Here is an 18618-nt window from a genome sequence, read left to right on the forward strand (position 1 = left end):
AATTTTTGTTTTCAAAATTTGATTAGCTATGATTTTGCCGTATTTACTATTAAGACAAAAACATTTGTATCAGAATGCTTTTTTGTTCAAATTATACCTTAGTTATTTAATTTATAAGATTTTTTTGTTTACTGTTTACTTCAAAAAAATCTTATAAATTAAGACCTAGTTCATTAAAAACATCCTCTCATTTGGGGTTATTTTCATTCGTAACACAAAGAAATAAGTTATTTTTATAACGCTCATTTTTTTCAAAATTTTCAATTTTTTCAAAATCAATAAGCCCAAATGTTAAAAATTTATAATATTCAATTAAATAAGGTCGAAAAATTCCTGAGTTTCCCAGTTTGATGGCAAAAATTCACTTTTTAGTGAATATGAATATGCAGAAATCCCCGTAAATCGGTGTTTTTTACCCGTAAAACCTTAATTTTTATTAATTACAATTAATTACAATTTTAAAGTAATTTTATGGTATAATTATAAATTATGAAAAAGCATAATTTGATTTTGTTTAATGTTTGAGGATCTTCAAAAGATAAAATATATAAATATGTTGGCTGAACACAAGGTTATGGGAAAGCTCCAAAACGTTGATTTAGTATAGGAAATGTGCAAACTTTGGAAAAAATTAATCCAAATGCTATTCAAATTATCAAAGAAAAATTGAAATTGTTTTCAAATTTAGATGACAAAGATAAAATCAAGACTACTTTACTTGATTCTATTAAAAATTCCGCCATAATCGAAGGTTCGGTTTTTATTGGTGGGGAATTAATTGAAAAACTTATTGAAAAGCACAATATTTTTGAATCACTTCCTAAAAGTAGACATAAAAATATGAAACAAATTTTTAACTACTTAATTTCAAAGCGAATTACTGATCCTGGTAGCATTATTAATGCTTTTGATAAAAAGGATGATTACTCAAATCAAATAAATACTTCCAAAAATAGCTTTTATAGACTCTTAGATCTTGTCTATGAATCACAAAATCAACTTTTAGATAGTCTTAACAAAATGGTTATAAGCGAGCTTGGAAAAAGGGACAATGAATTTTATTTTGATGCATCAACAGTCTATTTTGAGACATTTGAAGGAAATGGATTAAGAATTCCTGGCTATTCTAAAGATGCTAAATTCAAAGAAGATCAAATTGTCATTGCTTTAGCATGCGATAAAAATGGCATTCCTTTTCATATTAAAGTTTTTAAAGGAAATACAGCCGATTCTAGTACGCTAATCCCTTTTGTATTAGATATTGAATCCAAATATAATATCAAAAATATGACAATAATTGCTGACCGTGGCATGTCCACTGCTGCAAATATTCGATTTCTTGAATCAAAAGAATATAATTTCATTATTTCTTATCGTGCAAAGATAGGCAGTCAAAAATTTAAAAATTATTTATTAGATCCTAGCGATTATGTTGATGTAAATGCAGATTTTAAGTATAAAAAAGAAGAATTTTATTCATCTTATAAAAATAAAAGATACACTGAAAATATTAGAAGAAGAATTATTACTTACAGTAAAAAAAGAGCAATAAAAGACAGCAAGGCTCGCGAAGAGCAAATCCAAAGTTTTATTAAAAAACAAAATAAAGATGGTTTTATTGAAGTAAACAAATTGTTTGGTAAAAAACCTAAATATTTTAGGGAAATTTCAAACATGAAATTTGAATTAGATCAAAGTAAAATTGACAAGGACAAACAATTTGATGGTTACTATGTCTATGAAACAAATATACTAAATTTAAATGTCTTAGACATAGTTGAAAAATACCAAAAACAGTGAAATATTGAAGCTAATTTTAGAAGTCTAAAAGGTTTATTGAATATTCGTCCTGTATTTTTAAGAATAGATGAGCATATCCTAGCTCATACATTTTTGTGCTTTATCTCATTAGTTATTTTAAAAACTATAATTTTTAAAATCAACAAACATATTAGTGATAACAAGTTATTTGCAAACAGTCAATTAACTGAAGTTGGTTTAGTAACGATGTTGCAAAAATTAAGACAAAGGGTTGAATTTAACACTTTAGATCAACAAATGATATTTAAAAATCGCGATGGTGTTCCTAGTGATCCCAATATTTGAAATAGGTATGATTTCTACTTTGATATCTTAATAAATCAGTAAAAAAATAGGTAATTAACTTTTGGCAAAAAACTTAAAAAAGCACGGGAAACCGGACACTTTTTTAAAATTATCTCATCAAACTGGGAAACTCGGGAATAAGCCCAAATGTTAAAAATTTATAATATTCAATTAAATAAGGTCGAAAAATTTTTGAATTAATAAAATACAAAACAAAACAAAGAAAAACCACAAAAAAAACACTTAAAATTGAAAAAACAATATTTGAGTATGACAAAGTTGGCCCCATTTTTACTTTGGAAACCATCTTAACAGACTTGAAACTATAGAAAATGATAGTTTCTAGTACACTTTGCAAAAGAAAAACAGAAAAAAGGGAGAAAATAATTGTTAAAATAATTCAAGATAATACTGAAAAAATAAACAAATTTAAGGGTTTCTTCTTTATTTTTTGAAAATAATTAACTTTGTAATCTTGTAAAATGAGATAACCTTCATATAAATTAACATCTTTAATTGAACATTTTCTCGTTGGAATATGACTTGAAATTTTCTTTTTTTGTTTTGAAGTAAAAATAAATAGACCATTATAAAATGATTCAAATTTTGAAATTGTCAAATTATCATTATATTCAAAATTATCAAAATCTTTTAATAAATTATTAGTTTTTAAAAATTCTTTCTTTATTGAATCTATTTCAAAATGGAGTGACAAACCTTCTAATAATTTATTATTTTCTTTAAGAAATTTTCTGCTTTTAAATAAAAAAAATAGAGCTAAACAAAGAAAAATGATGGTTAAAATACTTAAAATAATAAGAAAAATATTCATAATTTTGATTCACCGAGCAAGATTATCAAATGATTTTCCATTTTTAATTACAAAAGATTTAAAATCAAATTTTATAAAAAGGGTCAGTGATAAAAACAAAAAAAATAAAATTGAAAAAATTGAAGAAATTAAAATATCATTTTTATTTTGTTTTATTTTAAAAATAAAAAAAGCTACATATTTTTTTATTGAATCATTTTTGGTCATAATTTTCCAAATTTCATTTAAATATAATTATCTTCTTATTGATTATTGATAATAGCAGCAATCTCATCTAAAAGTTGAAATTTGACTTGAACTTCCTCATTTATTTTTTCAATTATTTTTAAAAAAGAAGGTTTTTCAAGAATAATTTCAAAATTATAAAATGGTTTATTTTGATTTTGAAAAACTAATTTTTCAAGTTTTTCTTCTAAAAATTTAAATTTATTTTGCTCTAAAAGTTTCTTATTTTTATTATTAATAAATTTAGATTCAACAACTAAAAAATTTCCGTTTGTAATACGGTCAAAATTCGAAAATATTTGTGAAAAATCTAGATAAAAAACTAAATTTTTTGATGTTGTTATTCTAAAATTAAAATCAATCTCACCTTCACCTGCAAAAATTAAATATTTTTTTGCTAATAATGATAATTGTGGAAGAGTTAATTTATTTACTATTACCGGCTTTTTAGTAATATCAGGGATTAGTTCAACTTTTTGAATATTTTTAAATGTAAATTCAATTTCTGAAATAAATTTTTCCATCGCCACTTTACCAAATTTCATCTCAAATCTACGTTTTGGGTTTAATCAAGTAATTATAAAACTAGGTAATGCGAAAATAGTGGTTATAATCCAACATGAAATAGCGGTGTAAATAAGTTGCCAAATTGCAAATAAACGGTTTTCATTGGTGGTTCAATCAGAGGAATATGTTCTAAGAGATGATAATTGCAAAATTATTACAATTATGGTAAAAATAGCCGCTAATGGAAGAAAAATAGACCAAAAAAGCTTTAAAATAAAGTATATTCTATTTAATTTTTTAGTTAAAAATTTCCCTCAATACCACTTAACCTTCTTCTCGTGTAAACCATATTTGCGTAAAATTTCCTCAACTATTTTCCTATTTTTCTCTGATTTCATAATTTTGTCCTAATTTGAAGAAAATTAAAAATAATTATAAATTTTTGGAAAATTCTTTACTAAATATTGACTTTTCATCAAGACTAGCAAAATTCTTATCAAATTCCTTAAAAAATGGCTCATTAATAGACATAATTCTAGTAGGTGTCATAAAATCAATTTGGGGTATAACTACATTAGATTTTGGATTTTTTTCCTTAAAAATATCCATATTTCTAACTTGATAGACAGGGACTAAAACCCCTGTAAGTTGGGATAAATCACCTAAATTAAATAGCATTTTCCTCATAAATCACCTTTGGAATTTATAATAGCTGCTAATTCATCTAATTGATAAAATTTCTTTTCAATTTCAAGTTTTATATTTTGAATTATACATCAAAAAGAAGGCTTTTCAATAAAAAATTCAAAAATATTAAGAGGTCAATTAGGGTTTAAAAAATGAAATTCTTCGCAATCATCGTTTAAAAATTTGAACTTTTGGTTTTCTAAAAGTGACTTAATTTTACTATTGATAAATTTTGAGCCAATAATTAAAAAATTTTTATCCCCGTCAAGCTTATAATCATAGAATATCCGAAAATATTTTGAATAAAAAACTAAATTTTTTTGTTGCTATTTTAAAATGTGAATTAACAATACTTTTATTATCAAAAATAAAATTCTAATCTGTAAGTATAATGCTCTTAACCTTTGAAATTGAAGTTAGTTTTAATTTTTCGATTAATTCACCCTGTTCATTATCAACAACTACTTCAACTTTTTTAACATTTTTAAAGTTAAAATTCATTTCTGAAACTATTTTTTTTATCGATCAGGAATCAAAATTAAGACTAAATTTTCTGCCTGGATTTAATTTAGAAAAAATAAAACAACCTAATCATAAAATAATGCCGATAATAAAACAAGAAATAGCAGAATATAAAAATTGCCAGATTAGAAAGTTTTTATAGTCAATTTTTAGTTTTACAGAGTCCTTATGTAAATATAATAAGGGAAATAATAAGAAAAATAAAAGCTAAGAGCACAAAAAATCCAACCAGATTTTAAAATTGAATATAAATAATTCAATTTTTGAGTTAAAAATTTTTGTTGCCTTTTCCGAAAAAACCTTTTATTTATTGAATATTTTAGTAAAATATCTTCAATTATCATAATATTTTTATCTTTGGGCATATACAAAAAACCATCAACTCTATAATTTAAATTTTAGTATATTTTTTATATTAGATTAAATCTAATTTTCTTAATAATACAGATAAAATATACAAGTTTAGCTTTTTTTTAGGAGTTTTTAACAAATTTATGTTGATAAATTAAAAAAAATTACTATCTTTGGTTATTAAAAAGATGTGCTTTTAACTTTGACTAATAAAGTCCCGGTTTTTTAAAATTTTTTAGTCGCCTAAATTTAGTTGAAATTAAAAAATCTTGGAATAATAAATTGATATATTTTTTTGATATAAATTAATATAAAATTCTTGCATTTTAGAAATTAATTTTAAAAATTTTCTTACCAAGCCGAATATATTCATCAATTTGGGTTTCAAGAAGTGAAAATGCTTCTGTATAAATTAAAGAATCCCCAAGGTCAATCCCGGCTTTTTCCAGAATTTTACTTGGTCAATCAGAGCCACCTTTTGAAAGGAAGTTTTCAATGTAATTGTCAAGGGCTTTTTTACCTTCTTTTTTATATTTTTGAAAGAAAGCATTAGCAACAAGATAGCCAATTGCATATTTATAAACATAATATCCATAATAATAATGTGGGACAATTACACTATAAACAAGCGGTTTTTCATCATCAAGTGGGTCATTTGGATTATATTTTTGTAGAATTTGCTTATAAATTCCCACAAAAGCTTCATAAGAACTAATTGGTTCACCCTTGTCAATTTTATTATATAAAACTGCTTCATAATCCGCTCAAATTACCTGACGTTGGACAGTCGCAATAAAATTTGAAATTTGTTGAGATAATATTTCAAATTTGAAATTTTCATCACCTTGTTTTTCCAAAAGGTAGTCATCGAGCATTAACTCATTAAAAATTGAGGCAATTTCTGCAAGGAAAATTGGATATGAGCTATTATGATAATTCTGGTTTTTATCAGAATAATAAGAATGGAGCGAATGACCTAATTCATGTGCTAAAGTATGAACTGCGTTTATAGTAAAGTCATAATTCATTAAAATATATTTTTTTTCAAGCCCATATGAACCCCCAATTGAATAAGCACCAGATCTTTTTGAATCAACATAATGATAGTCAATTCATCTTTGGCTAAATGCTTTTTCTACAACATCTTTATATTCTTGACCTAATGGTTTGATTGCCCCAAGCACTATTTTTTGTGCATCTTCAACAGAATAATTATTTTTTGTCTCAACTAATGGAACTAAACGGTCTCAACTATTCATCTTAGTCCCAAATTTTGCTTGATAAAATTTTTCTTTTGCTTTTTTGAATTTTTCAAAAATAGGCGCTGAATTAGCGACAAATTGAAATAATTTTTCTAAACTTGTAACTGGAAAACGATCAGAACTAAGACTTGCCTCTAGCAGTGATTGATAATTTCGCATTCTTGCATCCACAGAACTTGACTTAATATGCTGATACAACAAATTTGCAAAGGTGTTTTTATGTTCAAGATAAGCTTTATGATAGTTTATATATGCATTTTTTCGCACTAAAGGAGACCCTGTTTTTAAATAATTATAATAGTTTGTTGAATTAAGAGGTAATTTCTTATTTTCTTCGTTTAGAACATCCTGAAATTTTGTTTCTGAATTTGAAAGAATTGAGAAAATTTTATAAACCGAAATTTCACCAAAAGATGATTTTGTAAGATAACTTTCAACCTCATCAGCAAGTTTATGTTTTTTATTATCAAGTCGATAATTTAGCTCTTTTTGATAAGGTTTTACTCTTAAATCGTTGATTCAAGAACGAATTTTATCCTCATTTTTATAAAAAATAACATCAATTGAGCCTAATTTTGACTCAAATTCAGACATCAAGAAACTAAAACGTTCATTAATTTGACTAAAAACAGGATCAATTACATTGACGCTGATATTGTTTGAAATATAATTAAGAATTTTATTGTATTTTATCCCAAAATTAGCTTCTAGTTCCTTATATTCAAGAAAATTTTCAACATTTTCAAATTGTTGATCTTTTTTTGATATTAAATCATTAGAAATTTCTTGAATACTAGAAAAATTTTCCTCAATAGTCTTACCTTCAAGTAGCACATCTAAATCAAAACGGTATTTCTCAGGAATTTCAGAATATTTTTTATATTGCATTTTATTTACCTTCTCAAAAATAGAAAATAATTTTTTAGTATTTATGGTATAATTTTTTCTCGGTAAAATAAAACGATTAAAATTCTTTAAACATTTTAAAATCGAGTATAATTATTTTAAATTTTTATTACCTAAATATCTAATCCAATAAATTATAGCATAAAAGGTATAAAAAACAAAATAAATCATTATAAAAATAATAAAATAATCAATAGAAAAAAGAGAAAAATGCAAAAACCTGATTTTTCTAAAGCTTTTAAAATCTTTTTATCATATTCTTCTTGCTTAACTTCAAGTCTAGCTCTTTTATCCTGTTATTCTTCCTTAACTTCAAATCGAGATAGCAGAACACCAAATCAAAATGAAAACGAGTTAACTGACAAAAAAAACACAAATACTTCCAATAGATTTAAAAATAACGTAATTTTGAGCGAAATTAAATATTTAACACTTGGCGATTCAATTTCTGCAGGGTTCAACTGGGACTATAGTTTTGATTTTCGGGGTAATATTAACAAAAATTTGAAAATTAAAGGACTTTCATATGCAGCATTTTTTGCCGATTTTATTCAAAAAATTAAACCAAATGCAATAAAATCCTTTGATAATCTTGCTCTTTCTTGAACAACAATTAAGGACTGGCTTTATCTTTTAGATTCTGAAAATGAAAAATTTCAAAATTTTGACAAGATACGTTTAAATTTTAATTACGAACTTGATAAATTAACAAAATCACCTTATGGAAAGCAAATTCGTGATGTTTTTGGTAATTTTTCTGCTAAAAATTACCCAAAATTAAAAGAAAAAATTAAAAACGCTAATCTTTTAACAGTCTCTCTTGGCGCAAATGATTTAATGGAATCAATTGATTTTAAAACAATTGCAAAACCCAACCAAAAAATTGCCACTAAAGCCGAAGCTGCTGCTGAATTTGTTGCAAAAATTAATTTAGCTATTGTTAAATTAGAAAAAAATTTAAATATATTTATTGAAAAAATCCGAAAAATTAACCCTAATTTAGAAATAGTTTTAGTTGGTTATAACATTTTGTTTTCATCTTCAATGAAATTTTTTGATAAATTATTGACAAACGAGCTCGGTCTTCCTAATAATTACACAATTATTGCACTTAAGCAGTTAAATGAAGCGGTTAAAAAAGTAGCTCAAAAACATGGGATTAATTTTGTTGACCTTTATAATGAAAGAAGTTGGTTAGACAAAACAAACAAATTCGCAAAAAATGAATTTGACATTCACCCTTCAACTAAAGGTTATAAAAAAATGGCACAGGATTTATTATTTAAACTTGCCTTAGAGCAGGGTCCTAATTTTAAAACTGATTATTTTGAAAAACTAGACTGAAATCAAGAATATTTCGAAAGGGATTCTAACTGTTATAAGCGAGTTTTAAATCTTGGGCCAAATTCAGAAATTTTTAAGACTCTAAGCATCGATAATTCAGTCAATAAGTTTATTACTAATAAATCTGAAATTGAAGAAATTAGTAGTGCTGAAATTGAAAAGGTTAAGAATTCACAACTTGCAATTCTTTCAAGAATTTGATATGAGGTGAGTTTTGGAACTTTTATTGATGGTTTTTTACGGTCAAATACTCAAATTAGTGAAAAATTACGGGAAATGTTGATTAATTTTTGGCAACAAAATGCAAAAAATAATCCTTCTTTCTCCAAACTTTTACATCAATTTTTACAGAGCGATTTTTGACTTGAGATCATCGGTCGATTTCAAAATTACATAAATGACGTAATAATTAATCAAAATTTAGAAAAAGCCACAATTTCAGGACTAACTAATTTCCTTTTTACCGACTTTAGTGAGAAAAAACTAATTAGCGTTTTTAAGGATGCAGTTAATTCTGATTTTGCCAGTCAAAATATTAATAAAATTAAGGAACTAATTTTTATTTGTGTTTTTGGACAAAGTGCAATTCAGGAATTATTAATTAACAGTATTATCGGAATTTCAGCTGAATATAAAAGTGATTTACAGGTAATTTTTAGTTTTGAATCAACCCGAAATTTATTTACAAAAATTATTAATGATTTTGTTTTAGAATCGGCAAAATATGAAAATGTTAATAATTTTTTAGATATTCTTAAAATTTTCCTAGATAAACCAAAAAATTACGAAAATATTGTAAAATTCTCACGAAATTTTATCTCTGAAAGTTTAAAACACCGCAAAACTGTAAACTTTTTAGTACAAATTATTAACTCAAACTTTAATTTGAACCTATCTGAAGATGATAAAAATGCATTAATTAGTCTTTTACTTTCAGTTTCTGATACAATTATTCGCACAAAAACTTGAGAAAAGCTAAACAATGAAGGTGCTAAAAGTTTTTTAAATATTGTTAAAAATACTGATTTTAGACATACTAGTAAGAAAATTTCCACAATTTTAGGTAGTCAGGTTCAAGGCACTTATGCACTTTTTTTTAAAAATACTACAAATTTAATAAATTTATTGCATGAACTTTTATCATTTGATTTGAGCAACTATCAAATTGAAGTACTAAAAAGATTACTAACAAAACTATATCCATTAATTTCAAAATTTAAATTAAGTTATTTTATTTCGACAGATTCACCAAATTATAATAATTTTTCTGTTTTTTTCAACTCTGTTAAGGGTTTTTTAATTGAAAATTCTTTTCAAATATTCAACAAAATTATTAGTGAAGCAATTAATGATTTTGTTGTTAATAAACTTTTATATCAAAAAATTGGAAATTTAAATCGTTTTGGATTTGAATTCCTAAGAAATAATTTAGAAAAATTTGAAGAAAATATTTTTGATTTTTTAGCAAAATGTGTAAATAATATTGATTTTTTTACGAATTTGTCGGACTTAATTAACAAATCGCTTCAATCTGAAGGGCTTTCACAAAAATCAGTGCTAACTTTCTCCAAAATCATCAAAACTATTTTTGATGATTTTGGAGAAAAATATAAAAATAAACAATTGAATAAAAATGAACAAGATGAAAATTTGATTTTTATTTTGGTAAAGGAAGCAATAAAAAGTTTTAAAAATTTTACCAACGATAATTTTAATAAATATAATGAGCTAAAAGTAAATTTAGAAAAAGCAGAAGATGAAAAAAATAATTCTAAAATCAATTTTTATAAGACAAAAATTGATGAACTTGAAAATAATTTGTCAATAATAAATTTCTCAAATTTTTTCCTAAAAAACTTAATTGAAACTGATATAAAATATAAAATTTTAAAAAATATCGCAAAAATTAATTTAAAAAATAAAATTGGTAGTCAGGATTTAATTTTATTTTTTAAAGATCTCTTTAGTAAATCATTTTTACACAAACAAATTGTTTCTAACCTGGAGAATAATAGAATTTTCGGAAAAGAAGGGGTTAAAAATTCTCTTTTAGAACTTTTAGTTAACTTTTTCAACTCAAATCAGGTAGAAAAACTACTTGAAAAATTTGTTGATTACTTTTTTGAATCTAAAAAATTCGAAAAAACAACAGATTTTACAGGTTTTGTTACTAATTTTATAAAGGAACATGCTGAATTAATTGAAAAAATTTTCGGCCTTTTTCTTGGAGATACTGCAACCTGAAACTCACTCTCAAATTTTTTAATGTCGATTTTTCAAGCTTCTAAGATTAATTTATCTGAAAAAGCAACTACCACAATTTTGACTTTAGTACGTAATATTTTTACAAAATGAAAAAATTCAACCTTAAATTTTGAAAATAACCAAAAAAAAGAATCGCCCTTAGTTATTCAAGCATTAATTAAAATTATTTTTGATAGTTTTTCTGATAAACATACTCTTACCAAATCAATTTTTGAAAGCATAATTGATAGTTTAAGTGTTGATATTGCAAATAATTATTATAAAAAGAATGAAAATAGTTGATCAACATCAGATCAAATTAGCCAAAATGAAATTGCAAACTTATTTGCTGAAATTGCACAAACCGAAGCAATTTCCGAAAAAATAAAGTCAAATTTTATAAATATTCATTTAGAATATAGGGAAAAAATACAGCAAATTTTTGATGCATTTTTAAAATCTAATGCACTTGTTGAGTTATTTGACGGATATTTTAAAATAATTGCAAAAGCCGAAATTAATGAGCCGCTAAATAATTTTTCATTGGTTAAATCATTATTTGAAAACCAATATTTTACCAAAATTATTGGTAAATTTATTATAAAATTGGAAAATAACGTTAATTTAAAACAAAATTTTACCTTATTATTAAGCAAAATTTTTAACGTTAATTTTGAAGAGAACGAATTTGAACCACTTTTTAAACTAATAAAATACATAATCCAAGATAATATTAACAATTACTATAGCAATGAAGAAGATCCTAAAAATTTTCTCTATAAAAAATTGACTAATAATTCAAATTTATCCAGTGAAAATACTAGCCAAAATAATGAAAATTTAGGCACAGAAAATAGCGAAAATACTATAAAATACGGTATTTATTTTAAAAAAAATGCCCTACTAACCAAACTAGTATCTCTTATCTCTAAACTTGCAAACACAAATCTATCTACTGCTAATATCAATTTTATTTTAGAAAATGAAATCGGAAATGAAGAATTTATTATCGAATTTCTAAAACAAATTGGTTGTGTATTTGATAAAATCACCAAAACAGATCAAGAAAAAATTTGGGAAATTCTAGTAAAAATTTTTAAATCTAATTTCCTTAAGAAAGGAATTGAATTTTTCAAATTTTCTAATTTTAATAAATACAAATTGTTTGAAGAATTAAGCATACAGAAAAAAGAACAAATTAATTCAGCCCTTAGAAGTGCTATGGAGAACTTTCTTCCTAATCCAGTAAACAAACTTTTAATTTTTAGAATTTTTAATTTTATTAACCAAAATCCCGATAAATTCAAAGAAATTAGAAAATTTTCAGGGTTATTAACTGAATTTCTAAAAGATAATCAAACAAGTTCTAATATGCAAGAGAATCAAAAGCTTACTGAAAAAATTGACAATTCAGCATTTTTAAAGTCATATTTATGATATTTAATAAATTTTTTAGTCAAAAACGAGGAATTTAGTCAGCTTATTGTTAGTCAAATTCTTGAATATTTACATTTAGATATTAAAGATGAAAAAAATTCTTACCTAAAAACAAAAGGAATTTCTAATCCAGAAGAAATAATAAAAAATTTTTTAAACCATTTTATAAATCTGGGATTTGAAAATAAAATAATTGAAAAAATTCTTGACCAAATAATTAATAGTGTTAAATCTGCCCATTTAGAAGCAAAAAGTAATTTTTTCGATAATATTTTAACAAATTTAAAATTATCAGAAGTACTAAATTTAGATTTACTTGTTAATTTAGAAGAAAAAATTACTGATGAAAAAACACTAAACAATAAGTTGCCTCAACTAGAACCAAAAATTGATGAGCATAATTTAATAATAAATTTGCCGCAAAATCAGCAAATTCCTATTGATTCATTTGTTGATTTTTTAGACCTTATTTTTCTAGCATCACCAAAATGAAATAAGGAAAAGCAAGCTGAAGTCTCCCCACTTCTAAAAGAACTAAACAATATAACATATACTGGAATTTCATTTGCCGATTTGTTAAAATCTAACCAAAGGGATCTAAAACTTGAAGCGATTTCAAAGTTATTTTCAAAAATTTATAGTGAAAACATCACTAAGGAAAACTATAAAAATAGTGCTAGAGGTCGAAATTTATATAGATTTTTATTAATGTTACTTTTTTATGCTTATGAATCACGCATAAAAAATAGTCCATTGAGGACAAGTGCCTTTTATGGGTCTATTCTTAGTTCATCCACTGCTTCGGAAATGATCCTAAATTCGCTAAAAAATGCAGGAAAAAATGAAAAAAATAGTCAAAAATATAGTGAATTTATCGATTTTTTAAAAGGAAATCCAATTAAAGTTAAGGGTTGATTAATAAATACATGGTATACCGCAAAAGATGTACGGCTTGATGATATGTTAACTTTAATTTATTATAATAATGAGGATAATCGGTTTAAAAACGAAACTGGGCAGGAAAAACTTAAAGACCAAATTCTTGAACAAATCAGACAAGGTCATTTCCCTGACAATTTTGAAAATCCAAAAATAATTTCTAAATAAGAAAAATTATACACTAAAAAAATTTATTTCAAAAATAAAAAACTTCAGTTTATTCTGAAGTTTTTTTATGAATATTTTAAATTATTTTTAAATATTAAAAATTATTTAATAATTTCGGTAACTGTTCCGGCACCCACGGTTCTACCACCTTCTCGGATCGAGAATTTGGTTCCCTGCTCAACGGCAATTGGGGCAATTAATTCAACGGTAAGATCAACATTATCCCCCGGAATTACCATCTCGCGACCTGGTTCAAACTCGATTCCGCCTGTTACATCGGTAGTTCGAAAATAAAATTGTGGTTTATAATTTTTGAAAAATGGTGTATGCCTTCCACCTTCTTCTTTTTTAAGGGCATAAATTGCAGCTTTAAATTTTGTATGCGGTATAATTGTTTTTGGTTTTGCAATCACCTGACCACGTTCGATATCTTTTCGATCTACTCCACGTAGGAGAACACCGGCATTATCCCCAGCCATCGCAGTTTGAAGATTTTTATTAAACATTTCAATTCCGGTGATTACGGTCTTTTTAGGTTCTTCGCGATAACCCACAATTTCCACTTCTTCGTTTAGTTTAACTTGACCTCTTTCAACTTTTCCCGTTGCTACGGTTCCACGTCCTGTAATTGTAAAAACATCCTCAACGGCCATCAAAAAGGGTTTATCCATTTCCCGAACAGGTGAGTCAATATAAGAATCAACTGCGTCCATCAATTCAAGTACTTTTGCCTCCCATTCAGGTTTTCCTTCAAGGGCCCCACGAGCAGATCCCCGAATAATTGGAGTATTATCGCCATCAAAATCATAAGAAGAAAGAAGTTCGCGAATTTCGACCTCAACTAAATCAACCATTTCTTCTTCGCCTTCAAGTAAGTCAATTTTATTAAGGAAAACAACCATTTTTGGGACACCAACTTGTTTTGATAATAAAATGTGTTCACGAGTTTGAGGCATTGGGCCATCGGTTGCTGCAACCACTAAAATTGCTCCATCCATTTGGGCCGCTCCGGTGATCATATTTTTTATATAATCGGCATGACCTGGGCAATCAACATGGGCATAGTGCCGTTTGTCAGTGCTATATTCAATATGGGCGGTATTAATTGTAATTCCTCGTGCTTTTTCTTCAGGAGCTGCATCAATTGAGGCATAATCCTTTGCCTCCGCGAGTCCTCTTTTTGCCAAAACAGTTGAAATTGCTGCTGTTAGTGTTGTTTTTCCATGGTCAACATGACCAATTGTTCCAATATTAATATGTTCTTTGGAACGATCAAAGTCTTTTTTTCCTGTCGTTTTAACAACTGCCATATTTTTTCCTTTCGCTTATCATTTATTATATCGTAATTATATTATATTATATTATTGTTTTAATAAAACCTTGCAAAAAACCACCGCTGAATAGCCTTGCAACTATTTCCTATCCTTTTTTTGCAGGTCGGATTAAAAAAAAATAAACATTTTCAAAAATAATTTTTAAAATGATTCTTTTTATAATTATACCAAAATTTGAAAAATTATTTTAAGAATTTTTTTAATAAAAAAATAATTTAGAAATTTTACTTAAAAACCGCAGTTTTTAAACTGATTTTATTTTTTAATAGTTTTCCTATTTAAAAATAAAATCATAAATTTGTTGATAAGTATCAACGGGAATAAACTGGATTACGTCTTTTACCTCCTGCGGAATATCGACTAAATTTTTCTCGTTCGCCTTTGGAATAAAAATAATTTTAATCCCATTTTTATAGGCCCCCATCGTCTTTTCTTTTAGTCCGCCGATTGCTAAAACCTTCCCGCGCAAGGTTATCTCCCCTGTCATTGCAATATTATGTGAGACCGGCTTTTGCGAGAGGGCTGAAATTATTGCTGTTGCAAAAGTTATCCCTGCTGATGGCCCATCTTTTGGAATTGCTCCTTCGGGTACATGAATATGAATTAAAGTGTTTTCAAAATCAAAATTAATCCCAAAATCCTTGGCCTTTGACTGAACATAAGAAAGGGCAATCCGGGCTGATTCTTGCATTACATCCTTAAGCGAACCTGTTAGTTTAATATCGCCTCGTCCGGGAATCGTGCTTACCTCGATCTGTAGAGTTGATCCGCCAAGTGGTGAATATCCAAGTCCAGTTACCGTTCCAATTTGGGGACTTGAATCGACATTATCTGGATCATATTTTTCAATGCCTAAAAGTTCACGAACAAATTCAATATCAATTACAAAATTTTGATCTAATGTTTTCTCAAGTAATTTTACAATAATTTTTCTTACAATTTTATCAATTACTCGCTTAAGACCCCTAACACCGGCTTCGCGTGTATAGTGGCGAATCAAAAAGTCAATTGTTTGATCCTGGATTGGAAAATATTTTGGATCTAGAGCATTTTCTTTTAAAACTGCCGGAATTAAGTGGGATTTTGCAATCTGGATTTTTTCAATAAAAGTATATGAAGATAATTCGATAATCTCAACCCGATCAAGTAAAGGCTCAGGAATATCATAAATTTCATTGGCAGTAGCAACAAATAAAACTTGGGAAAGATCATATTCTAATTCAAGATAATGATCCTGGAAAAAACGGTTTTGTTCAGGATCTAAAACTTCAAGCATCGCCGCAGATGGATCCCCTTTAAAATCAGCTCCCATTTTATCAATTTCATCAAGTAAAATTAAGGGATTGGAAACTCCAACTTTTTTTAGGGCTTGAATAATTTTTCCCGGAAGAGCGCCTACATAAGTACGGCGATGTCCTCTGATTTCAGCTTCATCACGAATTCCGCCAAGGGAAATTTTGACAAATTCTTTACCAATTGCTTCGGCCACCGCCATTGCAATTGAAGTTTTCCCAGTTCCTGGTGGACCTACTAAAGTAAGAATTGGAATTGAATTACTTCGTACTTTACGGATTTTATGACTTAAAAATAAATTTGAATCAATATAATCTGAACCAACTTTTTCCAATTCGGGTTTGCCTTCAGATTGCGAGCGCCTATGAATTAAGGCAGCAAGATATTCAATAATCCGCTTCTTGATTTCATCAAGTCCATAATGGGCTTCTTCAAGTTTTTCTCTGACATTTTTAATATCAAGAATATCTTTTTTTACCTTTTTTCAAGGGAGAGCGACTAAAAGATCAAGATAACTTTTGGTGATATTTGACTCGGGCGAGGTTACTATCATTGACTTTAGTTTGTTTGTCTCTCGCATAATTGTTTTTGCAACCTCTTTAGGGAAGACTTTTTTCCCTAGTTCGGAATGAAGAAGTTCTTCGATCTCATCTTCATAACGGGAATCCTCCCCGAGTTTTTTTCTAATTGCTTTAATTTTCTCTTTTAGAATAAATTCAGTTTGTTGTTTGTCTAAATTTGTTTTTAGAATAACATTAATTTCATCTTCTAGTTTAATTTGCTCAGCAAATGTATGAATATGTTCGTATAATTTTTTAATTTTTGCTGGATAAGAGTTATAAGAAAAAAGTTGGTATTTCTGGGGATAAGTCAGACTTGGCGAGCATGATAAGGTATTTGTTACACCTTTTATATATTCGTTTGTACTATATTCAGAATTAGCACCAAATTTATCAACAATTAAAAGTAATTCAGTTGGAATTCTAAAATTTTTTGCTTTTCGGGCCATCTCTAATAAATCATTGATCAAATTTATATGAATTTCGGGACTTTTTATGGTTTCGCGGACAGGTTTTATTATAATTTGGCCAACTTTTGGATTTTGAGGATCGTTGATTAGCTCGACTAATTGGACTTTTTCGGTTACAATAAAATCTAAAATTACTGTTTGTCATTCACTTTTATCTGGACTTGTTTTTGCCCGATAACTCTGAATTCTTGCCAAAGAAGCATATTTTGAAAGCTCATCAAGGTCATAAATGCGCGGTAAAAGGCTATTTTCAAAATCACCAACTTTTCCATTAAGAATTTTTGCCTGATTTTGAATATCATTTTTTGAATCTTCAAAACTATTAAAATCATTTCTTGGAAATTTTATAACACTAGAATTCTTTTTTTTAGTATCTTTTTCCTTCTCTTTACGATAAACAATTAAAAAATCCTTATTTGTTAGTGTTGGTCTTGAATTTGAATGATAAAAATCTTTGAGAACTTTAATCGATTCCGGATCGCTGAAAGTAATAGATTGCTGTAGGGTATTTTGAAAATAAATGTCCTCAGAAGCGACTAAAAAACGATAGGAATTAGTTGGCATATTTAAAAAATCTCCATTTTTGTTTTATATTTTATTTAATACTTGATGACAAAAGTTGCTTAAATGCGATAATTATACCATAAAAAATCAACAAATTTAATTGCTAAAAAACAAAAAAGAAATTTATTAGGAAAATTAAGTTACTTTTTTGTTCTAGTTAAAATTTTTATTTAATTTTTTACTCTTTTTGATAAGAAATAATCAGCAATTATATAGATTGGCAAAGCCAAAAATGATTCCAGGGAATAATTTGCTAAATTAAAAGGGGCAAAAGCGCTTAAAATAAAAGTTCAATAAGAAAGTTTCAGCCCTCCAAATTTTTCCCTAATCTCAGACCAATGCTCAATCATTTTTAATAAAGAAATTGATTCAGTAAGTTTATATAATTTAAAATACACCGGTGTAATTAAAACGCCATTTAAATAAGTCATTAAAAATGTTGTAACCAAAACAGCAAAAATTAGTGCTAAAATAATAAAAGTTTTAGTTTTTTTTGAGTTTATAAAAATCTTTTTTAATAAAAAGCGAAAAGATAAAAAACTAAAAATATAAATAGAAGAAGCTAAAAATAAAATAAAATGACCAAAATAAACAATATCAATTCCGCCAAAAGTATTAAAAATTAGTCAAGGTCCAATTGAAAAACGAATTAAAAGGCAGATAATTCCAATCCCAAACCCCGAAATTAAAAAAATTGGGATAAAAAAAAGGGTTGAAAGATCGACTTTAAGACCTAGATTTTGAAAGAAGGGCCAGCTGAAATAATTATGCGAAAAAATTAAAAAAATAATCGAAAGTGAAAGTAAAATTCCGGCTACTGTTAATTTAAAATTTAAATTAGAACGCCAAAAAATTGAATTAGCCATA

Annotated in this window: 10 protein-coding genes; 3 read left to right on the forward strand and 7 right to left on the reverse strand. The window is 26.5% G+C overall.

Features of this window, described 5'->3' with window-relative positions; translation table 4 throughout:
• Nucleotides 1-489 precede the first annotated feature (489 nt).
• Complete coding sequence (locus MHJ_RS02750) at nt 490-2148, forward strand: IS1634-like element ISMhp1 family transposase (protein WP_011284262.1); 1659 nt, start codon at nt 490-492, stop codon at nt 2146-2148.
• A 67-nt stretch (nt 2149-2215) separates the two neighbouring features.
• Here the strand turns inward: MHJ_RS02750 and MHJ_RS02755 are convergent, their stop codons facing one another.
• The 3 genes from MHJ_RS02755 to MHJ_RS02765 all read right to left on the reverse strand — a co-directional run bounded on the left by MHJ_RS02755 (nt 2216) and on the right by MHJ_RS02765 (nt 4357).
• Nucleotides 2216-3145 (reverse strand): hypothetical protein, encoded by a 930-nt coding sequence (locus MHJ_RS02755; protein WP_044284759.1) that lies wholly within the window; start codon nt 3143-3145, stop codon nt 2216-2218.
• Nucleotides 3146-3180: 35 nt separating this feature from the next.
• Nucleotides 3181-3708, reverse strand: a complete 528-nt coding sequence (locus MHJ_RS02760; RefSeq protein WP_044284760.1) for a hypothetical protein — start codon at nt 3706-3708, stop codon at nt 3181-3183.
• A 394-nt stretch (nt 3709-4102) separates the two neighbouring features.
• Nucleotides 4103-4357, reverse strand: a complete 255-nt coding sequence (locus MHJ_RS02765) for a hypothetical protein (RefSeq protein WP_228365393.1) — start codon at nt 4355-4357, stop codon at nt 4103-4105.
• Nucleotides 4358-4748: 391 nt separating this feature from the next.
• Between MHJ_RS02765 and MHJ_RS02770 the strand changes: the two genes are divergently transcribed.
• On the forward strand, nt 4749-5021 hold the full coding sequence (locus MHJ_RS02770; protein WP_044284690.1) for a hypothetical protein: 273 nt from the start codon (nt 4749-4751) through the stop codon (nt 5019-5021).
• 535 nt (nt 5022-5556) lie between these two features.
• On the opposite strand, the gene pepF is transcribed toward MHJ_RS02770, so the two are convergent.
• Entirely contained in the window at nt 5557-7380 is a 1824-nt protein-coding gene (gene pepF / locus MHJ_RS02775) for an oligoendopeptidase F (RefSeq protein ID WP_044284691.1), read from the reverse strand.
• 228 nt (nt 7381-7608) lie between these two features.
• On the opposite strand from pepF, the gene MHJ_RS02780 reads away from it, so the two are divergent.
• On the forward strand, nt 7609-13530 hold the full coding sequence (locus tag MHJ_RS02780) for an SGNH/GDSL hydrolase family protein (protein ID WP_044284692.1): 5922 nt from the start codon (nt 7609-7611) through the stop codon (nt 13528-13530).
• A gap of 101 nt (nt 13531-13631) precedes the next feature.
• On the opposite strand, the gene tuf is transcribed toward MHJ_RS02780, so the two are convergent.
• The 3 genes from tuf to MHJ_RS02795 all read right to left on the reverse strand — a co-directional run bounded on the left by tuf (nt 13632) and on the right by MHJ_RS02795 (nt 18617).
• Entirely contained in the window at nt 13632-14840 is a 1209-nt protein-coding gene (tuf, locus tag MHJ_RS02785) for an elongation factor Tu (protein ID WP_011284269.1), read from the reverse strand.
• Between the two features lie 298 nt (nt 14841-15138).
• On the reverse strand, nt 15139-17751 hold the full coding sequence (gene lon / locus MHJ_RS02790; RefSeq protein ID WP_011206374.1) for an endopeptidase La: 2613 nt from the start codon (nt 17749-17751) through the stop codon (nt 15139-15141).
• Nucleotides 17752-17921: 170 nt separating this feature from the next.
• Nucleotides 17922-18617 carry an MPN527 family putative ECF transporter permease subunit gene (locus tag MHJ_RS02795; RefSeq protein WP_011284271.1) on the reverse strand — a complete coding sequence of 232 codons (696 nt, stop codon included), beginning with the start codon at nt 18615-18617 and terminating at the stop codon, nt 17922-17924.
• Nucleotide 18618 lies beyond the last annotated feature (1 nt).

Origin of the sequence: Mesomycoplasma hyopneumoniae J (genome assembly GCF_000008205.1) — a bacterium.
Classification (GTDB): domain Bacteria; phylum Bacillota_I; class Bacilli_A; order Mycoplasmatales; family Metamycoplasmataceae; genus Mesomycoplasma; species Mesomycoplasma hyopneumoniae.